General features: G+C 68.3%; 17 protein-coding genes and 1 pseudogene. 4 read left to right on the forward strand and 14 right to left on the reverse strand.

Annotated features, from left to right (window positions below):
• Positions 1 to 3 precede the first annotated feature (3 nt).
• Complete coding sequence (locus tag ACT4N3_RS06630) at positions 4 to 1,383, forward strand: DEAD/DEAH box helicase (RefSeq protein WP_444854438.1); 1,380 nt, start codon at positions 4 to 6, stop codon at positions 1,381 to 1,383.
• 3 nt (positions 1,384 to 1,386) lie between these two features.
• Complete coding sequence (locus ACT4N3_RS06635) at positions 1,387 to 1,959, forward strand: cysteine hydrolase family protein (protein WP_444854422.1); 573 nt, start codon at positions 1,387 to 1,389, stop codon at positions 1,957 to 1,959.
• A gap of 77 nt (positions 1,960 to 2,036) precedes the next feature.
• Here the strand turns inward: ACT4N3_RS06635 and ACT4N3_RS06640 are convergent, their stop codons facing one another.
• On the reverse strand, positions 2,037 to 4,514 hold the full coding sequence (locus tag ACT4N3_RS06640; protein WP_444854423.1) for an alkaline phosphatase PhoX: 2,478 nt from the start codon (positions 4,512 to 4,514) through the stop codon (positions 2,037 to 2,039).
• Positions 4,515 to 4,694: 180 nt separating this feature from the next.
• On the opposite strand from ACT4N3_RS06640, the gene ACT4N3_RS06645 reads away from it, so the two are divergent.
• Positions 4,695 to 5,210, forward strand: a complete 516-nt coding sequence (locus tag ACT4N3_RS06645; RefSeq protein WP_444854424.1) for a hypothetical protein — start codon at positions 4,695 to 4,697, stop codon at positions 5,208 to 5,210.
• Here ACT4N3_RS06645 and ACT4N3_RS06650 read toward each other — a convergent pair.
• Positions 5,207 to 5,602 (reverse strand): hypothetical protein, encoded by a 396-nt coding sequence (locus ACT4N3_RS06650; RefSeq protein WP_444854425.1) that lies wholly within the window; start codon positions 5,600 to 5,602, stop codon positions 5,207 to 5,209. The genes ACT4N3_RS06645 and ACT4N3_RS06650 overlap by 4 nt on opposite strands.
• On the reverse strand, positions 5,599 to 6,720 hold the full coding sequence (gene tgt, locus ACT4N3_RS06655) for a tRNA guanosine(34) transglycosylase Tgt (RefSeq protein ID WP_444854426.1): 1,122 nt from the start codon (positions 6,718 to 6,720) through the stop codon (positions 5,599 to 5,601). The genes ACT4N3_RS06650 and tgt overlap by 4 nt, the downstream gene beginning before the upstream one ends.
• Before the next feature lie 110 nt (positions 6,721 to 6,830).
• Here tgt and ACT4N3_RS06660 point away from each other — a divergent pair, with 110 nt between their 5' ends.
• Positions 6,831 to 7,259, forward strand: coding sequence for a VOC family protein (locus tag ACT4N3_RS06660; protein ID WP_444854427.1), 429 nt, complete (start codon positions 6,831 to 6,833; stop codon positions 7,257 to 7,259).
• Here ACT4N3_RS06660 and ACT4N3_RS06665 read toward each other — a convergent pair.
• The 11 genes and pseudogenes from ACT4N3_RS06665 to ACT4N3_RS06715 form a co-directional block, all read right to left on the reverse strand.
• Positions 7,240 to 8,163, reverse strand: coding sequence for a bifunctional helix-turn-helix transcriptional regulator/GNAT family N-acetyltransferase (locus ACT4N3_RS06665; RefSeq protein ID WP_444854428.1), 924 nt, complete (start codon positions 8,161 to 8,163; stop codon positions 7,240 to 7,242). The genes ACT4N3_RS06660 and ACT4N3_RS06665 overlap by 20 nt on opposite strands.
• Before the next feature lie 45 nt (positions 8,164 to 8,208).
• On the reverse strand, positions 8,209 to 8,418 hold the full coding sequence (locus ACT4N3_RS06670; protein ID WP_444854429.1) for a hypothetical protein: 210 nt from the start codon (positions 8,416 to 8,418) through the stop codon (positions 8,209 to 8,211).
• Between the two features lie 258 nt (positions 8,419 to 8,676).
• Positions 8,677 to 9,741, reverse strand: coding sequence for a tRNA preQ1(34) S-adenosylmethionine ribosyltransferase-isomerase QueA (queA, locus tag ACT4N3_RS06675; RefSeq protein ID WP_444854430.1), 1,065 nt, complete (start codon positions 9,739 to 9,741; stop codon positions 8,677 to 8,679).
• Positions 9,742 to 9,754: 13 nt separating this feature from the next.
• Positions 9,755 to 10,546 (reverse strand): peptidylprolyl isomerase, encoded by a 792-nt coding sequence (locus ACT4N3_RS06680; RefSeq protein ID WP_444854431.1) that lies wholly within the window; start codon positions 10,544 to 10,546, stop codon positions 9,755 to 9,757.
• Between the two features lie 62 nt (positions 10,547 to 10,608).
• Positions 10,609 to 11,109 (reverse strand): pantetheine-phosphate adenylyltransferase, encoded by a 501-nt coding sequence (gene coaD, locus ACT4N3_RS06685; protein ID WP_444854432.1) that lies wholly within the window; start codon positions 11,107 to 11,109, stop codon positions 10,609 to 10,611.
• A gap of 13 nt (positions 11,110 to 11,122) precedes the next feature.
• Positions 11,123 to 12,022, reverse strand: a complete 900-nt coding sequence (locus tag ACT4N3_RS06690; protein WP_444854433.1) for a polyprenyl synthetase family protein — start codon at positions 12,020 to 12,022, stop codon at positions 11,123 to 11,125.
• Between the two features lie 7 nt (positions 12,023 to 12,029).
• Complete coding sequence (locus ACT4N3_RS06695; RefSeq protein ID WP_444854434.1) at positions 12,030 to 12,272, reverse strand: exodeoxyribonuclease VII small subunit; 243 nt, start codon at positions 12,270 to 12,272, stop codon at positions 12,030 to 12,032.
• A gap of 32 nt (positions 12,273 to 12,304) precedes the next feature.
• Positions 12,305 to 13,438: an MBL fold metallo-hydrolase gene (locus tag ACT4N3_RS06700; RefSeq protein ID WP_444854435.1), complete on the reverse strand. Its 1,134-nt coding sequence runs from the start codon at positions 13,436 to 13,438 to the stop codon at positions 12,305 to 12,307.
• On the reverse strand, positions 13,413 to 14,102 hold the full coding sequence (locus ACT4N3_RS06705; protein ID WP_444854436.1) for a cell cycle transcriptional regulator TrcR: 690 nt from the start codon (positions 14,100 to 14,102) through the stop codon (positions 13,413 to 13,415). Before ACT4N3_RS06705 ends, ACT4N3_RS06700 begins: the two co-directional genes overlap by 26 nt.
• Positions 14,103 to 14,217: 115 nt before the next feature.
• A complete protein-coding gene (locus tag ACT4N3_RS06710; protein ID WP_444854437.1) occupies positions 14,218 to 15,390 on the reverse strand; it encodes an LL-diaminopimelate aminotransferase in 1,173 nt (390 codons plus the stop codon).
• Between the two features lie 171 nt (positions 15,391 to 15,561).
• A pseudogene (locus ACT4N3_RS06715) lies at positions 15,562 to 15,737 on the reverse strand (FAD-dependent oxidoreductase); the annotation flags it as partial.

Genomic DNA, 15,737 nt, shown 5'->3' on the forward strand with positions numbered 1-15,737 from the left:
TCCATGAGCTTTGCCGATCTCGGCCTTTCCGACGAATTGCTCCGCGCCGTCGCGGAGTCGGGCTACGACACGCCGACGCCGATCCAGAAGCAGGCGATCCCGTCCGTGCTGATGATGCGCGACCTGATCGGCATCGCCCAGACCGGCACCGGCAAGACCGCCGCCTTCGTGCTGCCGATGATCGATATCCTGGGGGAGGGGCGGAGCCGGGCGCGCATGCCGCGCTCGCTGATCCTCGAGCCGACCCGCGAGCTGGCCATGCAGGTGTCGGAGAATTTCGACAAATACGGGAAATATCACAAGCTCAACATGGCGCTGCTGATCGGCGGCACGAACATGGCCGACCAGATCAAGAAGCTGGAAAAAGGCGTCGACGTGCTGATCGCGACGCCCGGCCGGCTGATGGACCTGTTCGGGCGCGGCAAGATCCTGCTCACCGGCTGCAGCCTGCTCGTCATCGACGAGGCGGACCGGATGCTCGACATGGGGTTCATCCCGGACATCGAGGAAATCTGCACCAAGCTGCCCAGGCAGCGGCAGACCCTGCTGTTCTCGGCGACCATGCCGCCGGCGATCAAGAAGCTGGCCGACAAGTTCCTCGACAATCCCAAGTCGATCGAGGTCGCCCGGCCGGCGCAGACCAACCTTTTGATCGACCAGCGCATCCTGCGCGTCGATTCGCGCAGGAAGCGCGACGTGCTCGCCGATCTGCTGCGCACCGACGCGGTCCGCTCCGCGATCGTCTTCTGCAATCGCAAGACGACGGTGCGCGAGCTCGCCACCAGCCTGAAGCGCGGCCACCTCAAGGTGGGCCAGATTCATGGCGACATGGAGCAATCCGAGCGGATCAGCGAACTCGCCCGCTTCAAGGCGGACGAAATCAACGTGCTTGTTGCCTCCGATGTTGCCGCCCGCGGACTCGACATCAAGGACGTCAGCCACATCTTCAATTATGACGTGCCGTGGCATCCGGACGATTATGTCCACCGCATCGGCCGCACCGGCCGGGCGGGCAAGACCGGTATCGCGATCACCCTCGTCACCTCCGCCGACGAGGAATCGATCGACAATATCCAGAAGCTCACCGGCATGAAGATTCCCGAGCTGGACGGCGCAGCGAACGAGAAGAGCGAGCCGCGCGCGGCGCCCAGGCGCGAGCGCGAGCCCCGTCCTCGCCGCGAGGAACGCGCGCGCGACGACCGCCCCGCCCGCCGGGAAGAACGTGACGAGCATCCCGCTCGCCGGGCGGAGCGGGAAGAGCCGCCGCGCCGTGAGCGCGCGCGCAAGCCCGAGCGGGCGGCTCGCGAGCCGGAACCCGAAGCCCCCGAAGAGGGCTGGAACGGTCCCGTTCCGAGCTTCCTGGGGACCGGCTTCGGCGGCTAGGTCATGAACGTAGGGCTCGGGACCGTGCTGCTGCCGATCGACGTCCAGCGCGGCTTCGACGAACCGTCCTGGCCGCCGCGCTGGAACGGCGAGATGGAAGCCAATGGCCGCGCTTTGCTTGCGCACTGGCGCGCGGCCGGCGCGCCGATCATCCATGTCCGCCACGTTTCGGTGCAGCCCGGCTCGTCGCTCGCGCCCGGCCACTGGGGCAGTGCCTTCCGCGAGGGCTTCGAACCGCAAGGCGAGGAGCCGGTGCTCTCGAAGAGCGTCAATTCGGCCTTCATCGGCACCGATCTCGACCTCAGGCTGCGGCGGCTGGGCGCCGAGCGGATCGTGACCTTCGGCATCTCGACCGACATGTGCGTATCGACGACGATCCGCACCGGCGCCAACATGGGCTGGACGTTCGTTCTCGCCGCCGACGCCTGCGACTGCTTCGACCTGCCCGACGGCCTGGGCGGCACGATTCCGGCGACGGCGATCCAGGCGGCCCATGTCGCGACGCTGGCGATGGAATTCTGCGAGGTGACGACCACCGCCGACCTGCTCGGCCGCCCGTCGCCGGCCGATCGCTGATCACCAAAGGTATGCCGAGCCTGCCGCTGTTCCGGTAGCCGGCGCTGAACGAGGCCGGCTACCGGAATACGGAAGGTCTAGAGCCCCACCACGCCGCCATCGTCCTTGGTGACCGCGACTGTCGCCGAACGCGGGCGTCCGCTCGCCTGACCCGTCTGGCTCTGCGGCCAGTTCGAGGTGATGTTGGTCGGGCCGCCGCCCTCACCGGGATGTTGGATATTCACGAACAGGGTGCGCCCGTCCGGGGTCGAGTCGACACCGGTGATTTCGCATCCCTTCGGACCGACCATGAAGCGCTTGAGCTTCACGCCGGGCACCGCGCCGACGAAGGTCGCTTGCGTCGCGGTGGCGCCGCCCGAACCCGTGTTGGTGATGGTGCGCGCGCCGCCGTCGCCGGTGCGGCCCGGCAAAGCGGCCAGCATCTGATTGTTGGTGACATCGGTGAAGGCGCCGTCGTCGGTTTGAATCCAGAGCAGCGGATTGATCAGACCCGACGGATTGGTCGGTCGCGCGAACCAGATCCCGTCGGGACTGGAAAAGTCGTTCGTCGCGTCGAGGCTGGACAGGTTGATGTTGGTCGCGTTGAGGTCCGAGCCGGCACCGAACAGATAGTTGTCCCAGGTGAAGGTCAGCGATTCGCTGTTGTCGCCGGTTTCGCGCAACCTGAGGATGTGGCCGTTCGGATTGCCGAACTGGTTCGTCGCCCCGCGCGGGTCGTTATAGTGGCGCGGATTGGCGGCGTCGGTGCCGTTCAGTGGCCTCAGCGTCGCATTGTTGTTGGTGAGCGTCAGGTAGATTTCACCGGTTAGATAGTGGGTCGCGGTCCATTCCGGCCGGTCCATCCTCGTCGCGCCCAAAGCATCGGCGGCGAGCCGAGGGTGGATCAGCACGTCGGCCTGATCCTGGAACGGGAAGACCGGGCTGGCGGCTGTGAGCGGTCCCTGGCCGAAGACGAGCGGCAGCCAGACGCCGGTGCCGTCGGCGTTGAACTTGGCGACGCAGAGCGTGCCGTTGTCGAGATATTTGTCGCCGATCGCGAGCCGGTCGGCAGCCTGGGCATCGGCAGGATTCCACGCGTTAGCCGAGATGAATTTGTAGAGATATTCGCCTCGTGCATCGTCGCCCGAATAGATGGTGACCTTGCGCCCCGCCACCCATTGGCCGTGCCATGCGCCTTCACGATTGATCCGTCCCAAGGCGGTGCGTTTGCGCGGCGCCCTCGTCGGATCATAAGGATCGCATTCCACGGTCCAGCCGAAATGGTTGTGCTCATTGCGATAGTCACCCGTCCCGCCGGCGGGCGTCGCCGGGTCGACACTGATATTCCAGCGCCGATAAGTGGTATTGGTGGCGTCTGCCGGAGTCACGCTCGCCCAGCCATAACTGCCGCTTGCGCCCTGCGGGATGCCGTAGCGATTGAGCGCGGTGATCTCGCGCGCGCTGCGATTGGCATTGTCGGTCGCCGAACGGCGGAAATAGCCCGCCCAATTCTCCTCGCAGGTGAGGAAGGTGCCCCACAAGACGAAGCCGAAGGCGCAATTGTTGATCGTGCCGCGCCCTTGCGTGCCGCCGGGCGAGAAGGCGGTGCGCATCTGCGCATTGCCGCGTACCGGTCCGTTGAATTCGACCACCGTGTTTGGCGTGATGCGCCGGTTGAAGGCCGAAGCCTGGTTGTAGGACCAGGTTCCGCCTTGCCGCCGCACCTCGACGACGCTGACACCGTGCGCTTCGATTTCCTTCAACGCCTCCGCCTCCGGCCGCGGCACCGTCGTGCCGTTGCCGGTCTGGCCGTTCGGATGGAGATAGTTTTCGGTGATGTTTTCGTGGTTCATCGCGAGCAGTCCGCGCTCATTGTTCGAGTCCTCGCGCGCGGTGCCGGCGGCGTTGAGGCCGTACCAGTACATGCCGTCATGATGGTCGCCGGCGCGCTGCGCGAAATTGGTGTCGGTGCCGTCATTGGCGAAGGCGGGCACGTTGGCGGCAAGCGGATCGCCGCCGCGGTAGAGCACGGTGACCGTATAGCCGGCCGGCACGGTGACGATGTCGGCCAGGCTCTTGGCGACCGCGTTGAAGCTCAGCACGGCGGGGCCGACAGTCACCGTGGTATCGGCCGTCACCACCTGGCCGGTCGCGACGCTGCGCGCGGAAAAGCGGAAGCCGAGCGGCGTGGCGGCGGCGACCGCCGGGGCGATGAACGATGCGTTCGGGGTGCCGGCATTGGTGAGCGTGACCGGAGGGCCGGAGGTCTGCTCCCAGCTGACCTGCCCGAAAGAGCCGGTCAGCGTCTGGCCGATCAGCTGCACGATCCGGCCGGTCGTCGTCGTTCCGTTCTGGCCGGCGCCGATCGTGCCGTCGTCGACGACCTCATTGTCCTCGTCGCAGGCGGCGAGCAGGCTGCTGCCGAACACCGCGGCAGTCGCGGCGCCGATCCCGCTGATCGCCTGCCGGCGCGAATAGCGCGACTCGATCAGCGTCGACAAATGCGTGTTGGCCGACAGGTTGGTGTCGACATCGCCGTCGGTATAGCCGCCGCCGGAAAGCTCCAAGTCCTGCATCGAAACCCCCAATTGCTTTCGAGAATCGGCGGCCGAGAAGCGCGCCGGCCAGCCTTATGGGGGCGGCATGTGACGGGCCGTCGATGATCCGACTGCGGCGGCGTGTCAGGTGCGGGACGGTTTCGAGACTCGGCGCCGCGCGGGCTGGAATCCCGCGGCCGGACATGTCAGGCTCGGCGCATGAAGCCAGCCATCCTTCTCGCCGCCTTGGCTCTGGCGATGCCGGTGCTCGTCGCCGCCCAGCCCAGCCGCGACGCGGCGCTCCACGCCTTTCTGCAGGAGCGGTTCGCGGAGGACCGGTCGAATTATGCCGACACCCGCTACGCGCACGGCTGGGCCGACCTCAACGGTGACGGCCGGTCAGAGGCGTTCGTCTATCTGATGTCGGGCAATGTTTGCGGCTCAGGCGGCTGCGACCTGTTCATCTACACGCCCGAGCAGAACAGCTTTTATCAGCTCGCCCGGACGAGCGTGACCCAACCGCCGATCCGAGTGCTGAACAGCCGCACCGGCGGCTGGCGCAACATCGCGGTTGGAGTCTCCGGCGGCGGCACACGGGCGCGGACCGTACTGCTCGCCCAACGCGGCGGCACCTATCCGGATAATCCCAGCGCCGCGCCGGCGCGGACGCTGACGCGCATTCCGCCCGGTCGGGTGGTGATCGCCGCGGACGACCGCGGCCGGCCGCTCTTCTAGCGGCGGCGGAAGCCGAAGCGGTAGGGTATGAGTATGTCCTCGGCCTGAAAGCGCGGCGGCCAGACCTGCGCGAGGTCCAGCGTGCCGCCGTCCGGCAACACCAGTGGCTCGATCGAGCTGATGTCCTGCTCGCCCGAGAGGCCGGAAACGCGCGCGCGCAGCACGACACGCCCGGCCCAGACACAGGTGACATTGACCGGGCAGCGGCTGTCTTCGGTCACGGCGAGCGGCCGGACCACGAGGCCGCTAATCCGGATATCCTCGTTAAGCCCGCCATAGCTGAGCGCCGGATCGTCCGGCGGCTGCTCAGGATGCGCGGGGGCGGGAGCGCTCGCGCCTCCCGCCACGCAGCCGGCGAGGGCCAGCGCACCAATCAGGATGGCTCTCTTCACCCCGCCTTGTCGCCACGTGCACAGTAACGCTCGCTGAACGCCGCCGCGAAATCCGCCAGCCGTCGCTCCCCGATCGCCGCACGCAGCCCCTGCATCAAGCGCTGGTAGAACCAGAGATTATGCTCGGTCATCAGCATCGCGCCGAGGATCTCGCTCGATCGGACGAGGTGGTGGAGATAGGCCTTCGACCAGCCCGCGACCGGCGATTCGGAGTCGAGCGGCTCGGGATCGTCAGCGAACTTCGCGTTCCGGATGTTGATCGGGCCATCCCAGGTGAAGGCCTGCCCCGTCCGCCCGCTGCGCGTCGGCAACACGCAATCGAACATGTCGATGCCGCGCATCACGGCGCCGACGATGTCGTCCGGCTTGCCGACGCCCATCAGATAGCGCGGCTTGTCCGCCGGCAGTTGCCGGGCCGCGAAATCGAGGCAGGCGAACATCGCCGCCTGCCCCTCCCCCACCGCCAGCCCGCCGACCGCATAGCCGTCGAAGCCGATCGCCGTGAGCGCGTCCGCCGACGCCTGCCGCAGCCCCTCGTCCAGCCCGCCCTGCTGGATACCGAACAGGGCGCCGCCACTCTGATAGCTCTCCCGCGAGCGCGCCGCCCAGCGCATCGACCGCTCCATCGCCACCACCTGCGCGTCGCGGCTTTCGGTCGTCTTGACGAGCTGATCGAAGGCCATGACGATGTCCGAGCCGAGCAGGCTCTGAATCTCCATCGAGCGCTCCGGCGTCAGCATATGCTGCGATCCGTCGAGATGGCTCGCGAAGGCCACGCCCTCTTCCGAGACTTTCGAAAGCTCGGAGAGGCTCATCACCTGATAGCCGCCGCTGTCGGTCAGGATCGGCCGCTCCCAGCCCATGAAGCCGTGCAGCCCGCCCAGCGCCGCCACCCGCTCGGCGCCGGGGCGAAGCATCAGATGATAGGTGTTGCCGAGGATGATGTCGGCGCCGGTCGCGCGCACGTCCGCCGGCTTCATCGCCTTCACCGTCGCCGCGGTGCCGACCGGCATGAAGGCCGGCGTGCGTATCTCGCCCCGGCGCATCCGGATCGTGCCGATGCGCGCCGAGCCGTCAGTGACGGAGATGGAAAAGGAGAAAAACGGTCCCTCGCTCATGCGCCGCCTCTACAGGATCGCGCGCCGAGGGAAACCGGCATCGCGCCGGAAACAAGACGCCGCAGCGGCGTTGATCGGGCTCACCATCGGGAGACGAAAAGATGGGGATGATGCAGTTGCATCGCGGCCGGCTGGTCGATCATGTCCAGCTGGTCGTGCGCGATCTCGACGCCAGCCGCCGCTTCTACGGGGCGGTCTTGGATGTGCTTGGCGTGCCGATCGACTTCGAGGCGGACGGGATATTCGGTGCAGATGAGCTGGCCATCTCGACCGCCGGCAGCGAAGGGGCGCAAGGCAAGCTGACCGGCCCGACCCACCTCGCTTTTCAGGCGAAGGACGAGGCGATCGTCAAGGCGTTTCACGAGGCCGGATTGGCGGCCGGCGGCCGGGACAATGGCGCGCCCGGCGAGCGACCCTATCATCCCGGCTATTATGCCGCCTTCCTGCTCGACCCCGACGGCAACAATATCGAGGCGGTCTTCCACGGCGAGGCGGAGCGCAGCGCCGCTTCGGTGGAGATCAGCTTCCAGGCGCCGTGACGGGCGCAAGGTCCAGCTCCCAAATCTCGCCCTGCTCGGGCTTGCCGAACTCGTCGTGGACTTCGGTTGAGACGATGCGGAAGCCCTGGCCCTCGTAGATTCGCCGCGCGCTGGCGAGGACGGTGTGGGTCCAAAGGCGGATCGTCTCGTAGCCGGCGAGCCTCGCGAACTTCACGCATTCGGCGACCAAAGCCGAGCCGATGCCGAGCCCGCGCGCCCAGGTCTCGACATGGAGCAGGCGGAGCTGGCCGACATCGTCGCCGGCGTCGCACAGGAATACCGCGCCGGCCATCATGCCGGCCCGCTCGGCGACCCAGCATTGCTCGCGGCCCGGTTTGAAATCGCGCAGGAACGCCGTTGTGACCTCGCCCTGGAGGATCTCCATCGGCCGGCCCCAGCCATAGGATTCGTAAAGGATCGACTGGCGCGAGGCGATCAGGGCGAGGTCGCCGGCCCGAAACGTCCGGATATGCCAGGGCGCATCGCCGCCGCCGAGCAGGCCGGCGATCGCCGCCATCGCGACGACGAGCGTGTCGCGATCGGCGGCCCCCAGCCTTTCGACATAAGGCGCGACCTTGGCGCGGCTGCGGGTGTCGAGGGCGGCGAAGGCGGTGCGGCCTTTGGCGGTGAGGCTGATCGGCCGGCGCCGGGCGTCCTCGCCTTTTCCACGCGTGATCCAGCCCTTCGTCTGGAAACGGCGCAGGATACGGCTGACATAGCCGGCGTCGAGGTCGAGCTCGGCCTGCAGCTCGCTGGCGAGCGGCGCGTCACGTTGGGCGATCTCGTAGAGCAGCCGCGCCTCGGTCAGCGACAGGTCGCTGTCCAGATAATGCGCGTCGAGCGCCCCGGCGAAGCGGGTGGTGAAACGGTTGAAGGCGCGCAGCGCGACGATCGCATCGTCCATGCGTTGGCTTTGTCGGAGATAGTTGACGATGTCAACTAATATGCATCAACAGCCATTCATTCGAGCCATCGCCTGCCCCGTTTGCTGGGCGCTTGAAACGTCGATCGTCGTCCCGCCGTCGGCCCGCAAGCGGCAGGAATCCATGCCGTCCGTCATTTGCTCGGCCTGCTGCCGGGCGGCATCCGCCATGCGCTCCCAGTCGGCGCGGCTAAGACAGACGCGGCGGCTGCCCGCGAGGCGTCCAGGCTCGCTCATCGACCGGCAGATGCGACGTTCCCGGGGCTGCTGACGGTCCGCTGGGGAGGCAGCCTGCATTTGACCGGCGCCCTCTGCCGGAAGCGGCGAAAAGAGGATCGCGAATATCGAGAAATACATCGGACTTCTCCGCCGCCGCCGACCAAATCAGGTCCGGCAAGCTCGTCAGCCTATCGGCTGCGGCTCGGCCGATGCCAAGAGCATTGGGCGGCAAACATTCGCCGCTCGACCAATCGGCATAAGGGAGAGCCGCGCTTCTCAGCCGGTCGCGGGAAGGAGCAGGCAGGCGTCGCCATAGGAGTAGAAGCGGTAACCCGCCTCGATCGCATGGGTGTAGGCCGCCTGCATCGTCTCCAGTCCCATCAACGCGCTGACCAGCATGAACAGGGTCGAGCGCGGCAGATGGAAATTGGTGAGGAGGCCGTCGACCGCGCGGAAGCGGTAGCCTGGGGTGATGAAGATCGCGGTGTCGCCCTCGAAAGGACGGATCGTGCTGTCTTCGTCGGCGGCGCTTTCGAGGAGGCGGAGCGAGGTCGTGCCGACCGGGACGATCCTACCGCCGGCCGTGCGGGCGGCGTTGAGGCGATCCGCCGTCGCAGCATCGATCCGGCCCCATTCGGCGTGCATGACATGATCGGCGGTGTCCTCGGCCTTCACGGGCAGGAACGTGCCGGCGCCGACGTGGAGGGTCAGTGTCTCATGGCCGATGTTCGCCGCGGCCAGCGTCGCCATCAGCGCGGGCGTGAAGTGGAGAGCGGCGGTCGGCGCCGCGACGGCTCCCTCCTCGCGCGCGAACATCGTCTGGTAGTCGCTTCGGTCGCGCGCGTCGGCGGGCCGCCTGCCGGCGATGTAAGGCGGCAGCGGCATCCGGCCGGCGCGCTCGAGCAGCAGCTCGACCGGCTCGTCGCCGGCGAAGGCCAGCAGGAAGGAGCCGTCCGCCTGGCGCTCGCTCGCCAGCGCCGTCACGCCGGCGCCGAAATCGACGTCGTCGCCTTCGTGCAGCCGCTTCGCGTTGCGGATGAAGGCGCGCCACGCGCGGGGTCCTTCGCGCTTGTGCAGGGTCGCGCCGATTCGCGCCTCCGGCCCGCTCCGCGGGCCGTCGACAGAAGCTACGCGCCGCCCCTCAAGCTGGGCGGGAATCACGCGGGTATCGTTGAACACCAGAATATCGCCGGGTCGCAGCATGCGCGGCAGATCGGTCACGACATGATCGGCCAGACCTTCCGGCGTCACCGTCAGCAGCCGCGCCGAATCGCGCGGGATCGCGGGCCTCAGCGCGATCCGGTCCGGCGGCAGCTCGAAATCGAAGGCGTCGACCTTCACCTCGGGTGAAGGCTCACTGCCCCCGGCGCCGGTCCGGCGCGCGCACCGGATCCAGCCGGCGCGGCCCCGCCACCGGGCGCGGCATGGCTGGCCCGACCGCGCCGGGCGCGCGCGGCGCGGCGGCGGCCGCCGCGGCGGGCGGCGTGGCGGCGGCGGTCAGCTCGGCGATGGTGGGCGGCGGGATATTGTCCGATCCGATCGAGGCGCGCACGACCCGGGTCGGCGCGGCCGGCGGCTCGCCCCGCTCGATCGCATCGACGAAGTTCATGCCGCCGACGACCCGGCCAAGGATCGTATATTCGCGGTCCATCTGCAGGCGCGGCGTGAACATGATGAAGAACTGGCTGTTCGCGCTGTTCAGCTCCTGTGCGCGGGCCATGCCGACCGCGCCGCGCACATGCGGCAGGCCGCTGATCTCGGCGTTGACGTTGGGCAGCGGCGAGCCGCCCATGCCGCTGCCCGTCGGGTCGCCGCCCTGGGCCATGAAGCCTTCAATCACGCGGTGGAAACTGAGGCCGTTGTAGAAACCCTGCCGGGTCAGCGCGCGAATGCGCTCGACATGGTTGGGCGCGGCATCGGGGCGGAGCTGGATCGTCACCCGGCCGCCGGTCGACAGATCGAGATACCAGGTGTTCTCCGGGGTCAGAGCCGGCGTGACGTTGAGCTGCGGCGCGGCGATCGGCGTCGCGGGCGCGGCCGGAGCGGCCACAGCCGGAGCCGGCTGCTCGGCGGGCTGGGACTGGGCGGACAGCGGACTCGCCAGGGCAAACGCGGCGAGGCCGGCGAAGAACGACAGGGAACGCATGTGAATTTTCAGCCCATGATGCGGGAAAGACGGCTCTTTCTTAGGCCGACGCGCGGCCGGCCTCAAGCACCCTTGCGGCCGATCTCGGCAACGCGGGCGCGGACCTGCTCGGCGACCGCTGGCGTCACGAACCGGGCGATCTCGCCGCCATAGAGCGCGATCTCCTTGACCAGCTTCGACGCGATCGGCTGCAGCGACACTGTGGCCATCAGGAAGACGGTCTCGATCTCGTCGTTGAGCTGCTGGTTCATCCCCGCCATCTGGAACTCATATTCGAAATCGGCGACCGCCCTGAGGCCCCGGACGATCATCGACGCGCCCTCGCGCATCGCGAAGTCCATCAGCAGCGAATCGAAGGCGACGACGCTGATCTTGCCGGAGATGCCGGCGGTTTCGCGCTCCACCATCGCCAGCCGCTCATCGACGGTGAACATCGGCGACTTGGATGGGTTGGTCGTGACTCCGATCACCAACCGGTCGACGAGGTGCGCGGCGCGGCGGATGATGTCCATATGGCCGAGCGTGATCGGATCGAATGTGCCCGGATAGACGGCGGTTTTCATCATCCCCTCCCGCTCAATGATCCCGCGCCACCGCGAAGCGGGCGACGGCGCGGAGCAAATCCGCTTCCTCGCCATAAGGGCGCAGATGATCGATCGCCTGCTCGACCAGCGCTTCCGCTTGCTGGCGGGTGCGCTCCGGGCCGAGCAGCGACACGAACGTACCCTTGCCCGCCGCCGCGTCCTTGCCGACCCTTTTGCCGGCGCGCTCCTCGCTGCCCTCATGGTCGAGCAGATCGTCGGCGATCTGGAAGGCCAGGCCGACGTCGCGGGCATAGCCACGCAGGCCTGCTCGCCCTTCGGGCGGGGTTCGGCCCATGATCGCCGCCGCCTCCAGGCACCAACCGATCAGCGCCCCGGTCTTAAGCTGCTGCAGGCGGGTAACGGCGGGCAGGTCGAGCGTGTTTTCGCCCGCGATCAGGTCGATCATCTGTCCGCCCGCCATGCCCGCCGGCCCCGAGGCCCGGGCCAGCTCCACGACCAGCTCGGAGCGGACGAACGGATCCTCGTGCGTCGCCTCGTCGGCGAGGATCTCGAAGGCCAAAGCATGGAGCGAATCGCCGGCCAGGACAGCGGTGCATTCGTCGAAGGCGCGATGGAGCGTCGGCTTGCCGCGCCTGAGGTCGTCGTCGTCCATGCAGGGCAGATCGTCGTGGATCAGCGAATAAACGTGGATGCACTCGACCGCGAGGCCGGCCCGCAGCGCCCGTGCCCGGTCTATGTTGAACAGGCCGCAGCCGGCGGCGACGAGCAAGGGCCGCATCCTTTTGCCGCCGCCGATCGCCGCATAGCGCATCGCCTCGTAGAGCCGCGCCCGCCCGTCCGCGGGCACCGGCAGGAGCGCGTCGAAGGCACGGTCGATGTCGGCGGCGATGTCGGCGAGCGCCGTCGCAAGCAAGGGCGACGCAGCCGCCACTCGCGCCTCAGCCCTCACCAAAAGGCGCCGTGCCGCTGGGCTGTCCCTCGCGGTCGAATTGGATCTGCTCGATCCGCATCTGGGCGTCCTTGAGCCGCGCCTCGCACTGCCGCTTCAGCCGGTCGCCTTCCTCGTAGAGCAGAATCGCGTCGTCGAGCGGCGCCTCGCCGCTTTCGAGCTTTCGCACGATCTCCTCGAGCCGCTTCAGCGCGGCCTCGAACGACAGCTCGGCGGTGACATCCCCGGTCATGGCCCGAGCATTGAGCGCGTGCGCCGAACCGGTCAAGCGGCCCGGAACCAGGCGACGCCTTCGCGCTCTTCGCGCACCGCGCGCCCGGTCGCCTCGAGATGACGGAGATGGGCGAGCGCCTCGCCGGTCGCGAGGCCGATATGGTCGCCGACCGCGCGGGCGAAGAGCACGCCGAAGCAATCGACCGCGCGGCGCGGCTCGGCGAGGTGGGCTTGGAGCGCGTCGAGCCGGCCGGCATGGCCCTCGGCGAGCTTGTCGAGACGGGTATGGAGGCCGGTGAACGGCTCGCCGTGCGAGGGCAGCACGAGGAGGTCAGCGGGCAATTCGCGCAGCTTCGCGATCGAGGCCAGCCAATCGCCGAGCGGGTCCGCCTCCGGTTCCGACAGCGTCAATGAGACATTGGAGGTGATCCGCGGCAGCACCTGATCGCCGGCGATCATCAGCTTGCCGGCGTCGTCGACCAGGCAGGCATGTTCGGGCGAATGGCCGCAGCCGATCACCACCCGCCAGTCGCGGGCGCCGATCCGCACCATATCGCCTTCCTCCAACCGGCGATGCGCGACCGGCACCGCGCTCACGACCGAGGCGAAGCGGCCCCAGCCCTTTGCGGCTTCGCCGAGGATGTCGCCCTCGCTCCAGCCCGCCAGCCGCCAATAAGCCAGGGCCTCGGGCGGCGGCGCGGCGCGCACATCGGCGGTCAGCATCCGCGCGAACAGCCATTCGCCGCGCGTCATCCAGAGCCGAACGCCGAACCGCTCGCAGAGCCAGCCGGCGAGACCGAGATGATCGGGATGGAAATGGGTGCAGATGACCCGGGTCACGATCCGGCCCGACAGTGCGCCGGCGAACAGGCTCTCCCACGCCTCGCGCGACGGCGGGATGTCGAGGCCGGTATCGACGATCGCCAAGCCTGCCCCGGACCCCGATCCGGGGTCGCCATCGTCGAGCAGCCAGACATTGATATGGTTGAGCGGCCCGGGCACCGGCAGCCGCGTCCAGCCGACGCCCTCGGCAAGCGGGATGACGGTTCCCGGCTCCGGCCCGGCGCGGCCGAGCGGATAGGTCAGGCCGCGATGCTCGGTCGGCGCGCGCTCGGCGAGCGAGGCGTCGGGCGAGGCGATCTCGGCCGCTTGGGCGGGATCAGCTGCGGAAGACGTCGTCGGCACTCGGCTCGCCGCCGCTCGCGCCCGCGTCCTCGGCGGCCAGCGCCGCTTCGGCCTCGCGCGCCGCGGCTTCCCGCTCGGCGCGCAGCTCCACGATCAAGGCGGCGCGATCCTCGTCGATGCGGCCGTCCTGCGGGTTGGGCTGGGCGCCGGCCGCCTTCGCCGCCTTGGCGACGGCGGCGTCCAGCTCGCGCTGGCTGGTGAGGCCGAGCGTCACCGGGTCCTTGGGCTGGATGTTGGCGATGTTCCAGTGGCTGCGCTCGCGGATCGCCTGGATCGTCGTGCGGGTGGTGCCGATCAGCCGGCCGATCTGGCCGTCCGAAAGCTCGGGATGGTTGCGGATCAGCCAGGAGACGCCGTCCGGCTTGTCCTGCCGCTTGGAGACCGGCGTGTAGCGCGGACCCTTGGTGCGCATCGCCTGGTCCGGCGCCTTCTGGATTTGCAGCTTGTAGGACGGATCGTCCTGGCCCTTGTCGATCTCCTCCTGCGTCAGCTCGCCCGAGCGGAGCGGATCGCGGCCCGTGAGCTTGGTCGCGGCGGTGTCGTCGGCGATCGCCTGCACCTCGAGGATGTGCAGCCCACAGAACTGGGCGATCTGCTCGAAGGTCAGCGCCGTGTTGTCGACGAGCCAGCTGGCCGTCGCATGAGGCATGAGCGGCTGGGTCATGGGATTCTCCAGAAACAAGAAGGGCCGCCCCTTCCCGGAGCGGCCGTGTATGGCGGCGATTTAGGGAAGCCAGTCCGGCGAGGCAAGCCAAAGCTGCCGCAAGGCCCAAGAGAATTCAGCCGCGCAGCATCGCCTTCACGCCGCGCGCGGCCTGGCGGATGCGCTGCTCGTTCTCGACCAAAGCGATGCGGACATAGCCCTCGCCTTCCTCGCCGAAGCCGACTCCGGGCGCGACCGCGACTCCGGCCTCGGCGATCAACCGTTTCGCGAACTCCATCGAGCCGAGCGCGCGGAACGGCTCGGGGATCGGCGTCCAGGCGAACATCGAGGCGGCCGGTGGCGGGATCTCCCAGCCGGCGCGGCCGAAGCATTCGACGAGGCAGTCGCGCCGCGCTTTGTAGAGCGCCCGGTTCTCGGCGACGATGTCCTGCGGCCCGTTGAGCGCCGCCGTCGCCGCCGCCTGGATCGGCGTGAAGGCGCCGTAATCGAGATAGGATTTCACCCGGGTCAGGGCGCCGATCAAAGCCGGGTTGCCGACCGCGAAGCCCATCCGCCAACCGGCCATCGAATAGGTCTTGGACATCGATGTGAACTCGACCGCCACCTCCTTCGCGCCTTTGACCTGCAGGATCGAAGGCGTGGGCTCGTCACCGAAATAGATTTCCGCATAAGCGAGGTCGCTGATCACCCACAGGCCGTGGGCGCGAGCGAAATCGACCACCTTCTCGTAGAAAGCGAGATCGGCGACATAAGCGGTCGGGTTGGACGGATAGCCGATCACCAGCACCTTGGGCGTCGGCACGGTGAAGCGCACCGAGCGCTCCAGCATATTGAAGAAATCCGGCCCCGGCGCGGCGGGGATCGAGCGGATCGAGGCGCCGGCGATGATGAAGCCGAACTGGTGGATCGGGTAGGACGGGTTGGGCGCGAGAACGACATCGCCCGGCGCGGTAATCGCCTGAGCGAGATTGGCGAGCCCCTCCTTCGAGCCCAAAGTGACGATCACCTCGCTGTCGGGATCGAGGTCGACGCCGAAGCGGCGCTGGTAATATGCGGCCTGCGCCTTGCGGAGGCCGGCGATGCCCTTGGACGCCGAATAACGGTGCGCGCGCGGGTTGCGGGCGACCTCGGCCAGCTTCTCGATCACATGCGCGGGCGGCGCGCCGTCCGGATTGCCCATGCCGAGATCGATAATGTCCTCGCCGGCGGCACGCGCCGCCGCCTTCATCGCGTTCACTTCGGCGAAGACATAGGGCGGCAGGCGGCGGATGCGGTAGAAATCGGTCATTGCGCCGCTGTGGCAGCTTATCTCCCCTCCCTGCAAGGGAGGGGTTAGGGGGTGGGTCGCGGCCGAAGCGGCTCGACGCCGCTGAGAACGCTTCGACGCCGGAGTCTCTTGGGCGCGCCGACGCGCGCACCCACCCCTGCCCTTCCCTGGAAGGGAGGGGAAATGACTCCTCTAGAACCGTTCGAGATCGAACGGCGCGAGATCGACGGGCGGGGTTTCGCCCGTCGCCAGCGCCGCCACCGCTTCACCCGTCGCCGCGGCCAGCGTCAAGCCGAGATGCTGGTGGCCGAAGGCGTAGAGGATGCGCGGATCGCGGCGCGAGCAGCCGATGGCGGGGAGATAGTCGG

The organism is Sphingosinicella sp., assembly GCF_052388015.1.
In the GTDB taxonomy this organism is placed as follows: Bacteria; Pseudomonadota; Alphaproteobacteria; order Sphingomonadales; family Sphingomonadaceae; genus Allosphingosinicella.

Excerpts from the sequence above, each read along its gene's own strand:
- ACT4N3_RS06710 (WP_444854437.1), bottom strand. The coding sequence starts at position 15,390 with ATGACCGATTTCTACCGCATCCGCCGCCTGCCGCCCTATGTCTTCGCC.
- ACT4N3_RS06645 (WP_444854424.1), top strand. The coding sequence starts at position 4,695 with ATGAAGCCAGCCATCCTTCTCGCCGCCTTGGCTCTGGCGATGCCGGTG.
- ACT4N3_RS06670 (WP_444854429.1), bottom strand. The coding sequence starts at position 8,418 with ATGAGCGAGCCTGGACGCCTCGCGGGCAGCCGCCGCGTCTGTCTTAGC.
- ACT4N3_RS06705 (WP_444854436.1), bottom strand. The coding sequence starts at position 14,102 with ATGACCCAGCCGCTCATGCCTCATGCGACGGCCAGCTGGCTCGTCGAC.
- ACT4N3_RS06665 (WP_444854428.1), bottom strand. The coding sequence starts at position 8,163 with ATGGACGATGCGATCGTCGCGCTGCGCGCCTTCAACCGTTTCACCACC.
- ACT4N3_RS06695 (WP_444854434.1), bottom strand. The coding sequence starts at position 12,272 with ATGACCGGGGATGTCACCGCCGAGCTGTCGTTCGAGGCCGCGCTGAAG.
- ACT4N3_RS06680 (WP_444854431.1), bottom strand. The coding sequence starts at position 10,546 with ATGCGTTCCCTGTCGTTCTTCGCCGGCCTCGCCGCGTTTGCCCTGGCG.
- ACT4N3_RS06660 (WP_444854427.1), top strand. The coding sequence starts at position 6,831 with ATGCAGTTGCATCGCGGCCGGCTGGTCGATCATGTCCAGCTGGTCGTG.
- ACT4N3_RS06640 (WP_444854423.1), bottom strand. The coding sequence starts at position 4,514 with ATGCAGGACTTGGAGCTTTCCGGCGGCGGCTATACCGACGGCGATGTC.
- tgt (WP_444854426.1), bottom strand. The coding sequence starts at position 6,720 with ATGAGCGAGGGACCGTTTTTCTCCTTTTCCATCTCCGTCACTGACGGC.
- coaD (WP_444854432.1), bottom strand. The coding sequence starts at position 11,109 with ATGAAAACCGCCGTCTATCCGGGCACATTCGATCCGATCACGCTCGGC.
- ACT4N3_RS06635 (WP_444854422.1), top strand. The coding sequence starts at position 1,387 with ATGAACGTAGGGCTCGGGACCGTGCTGCTGCCGATCGACGTCCAGCGC.
- ACT4N3_RS06630 (WP_444854438.1), top strand. The coding sequence starts at position 4 with ATGAGCTTTGCCGATCTCGGCCTTTCCGACGAATTGCTCCGCGCCGTC.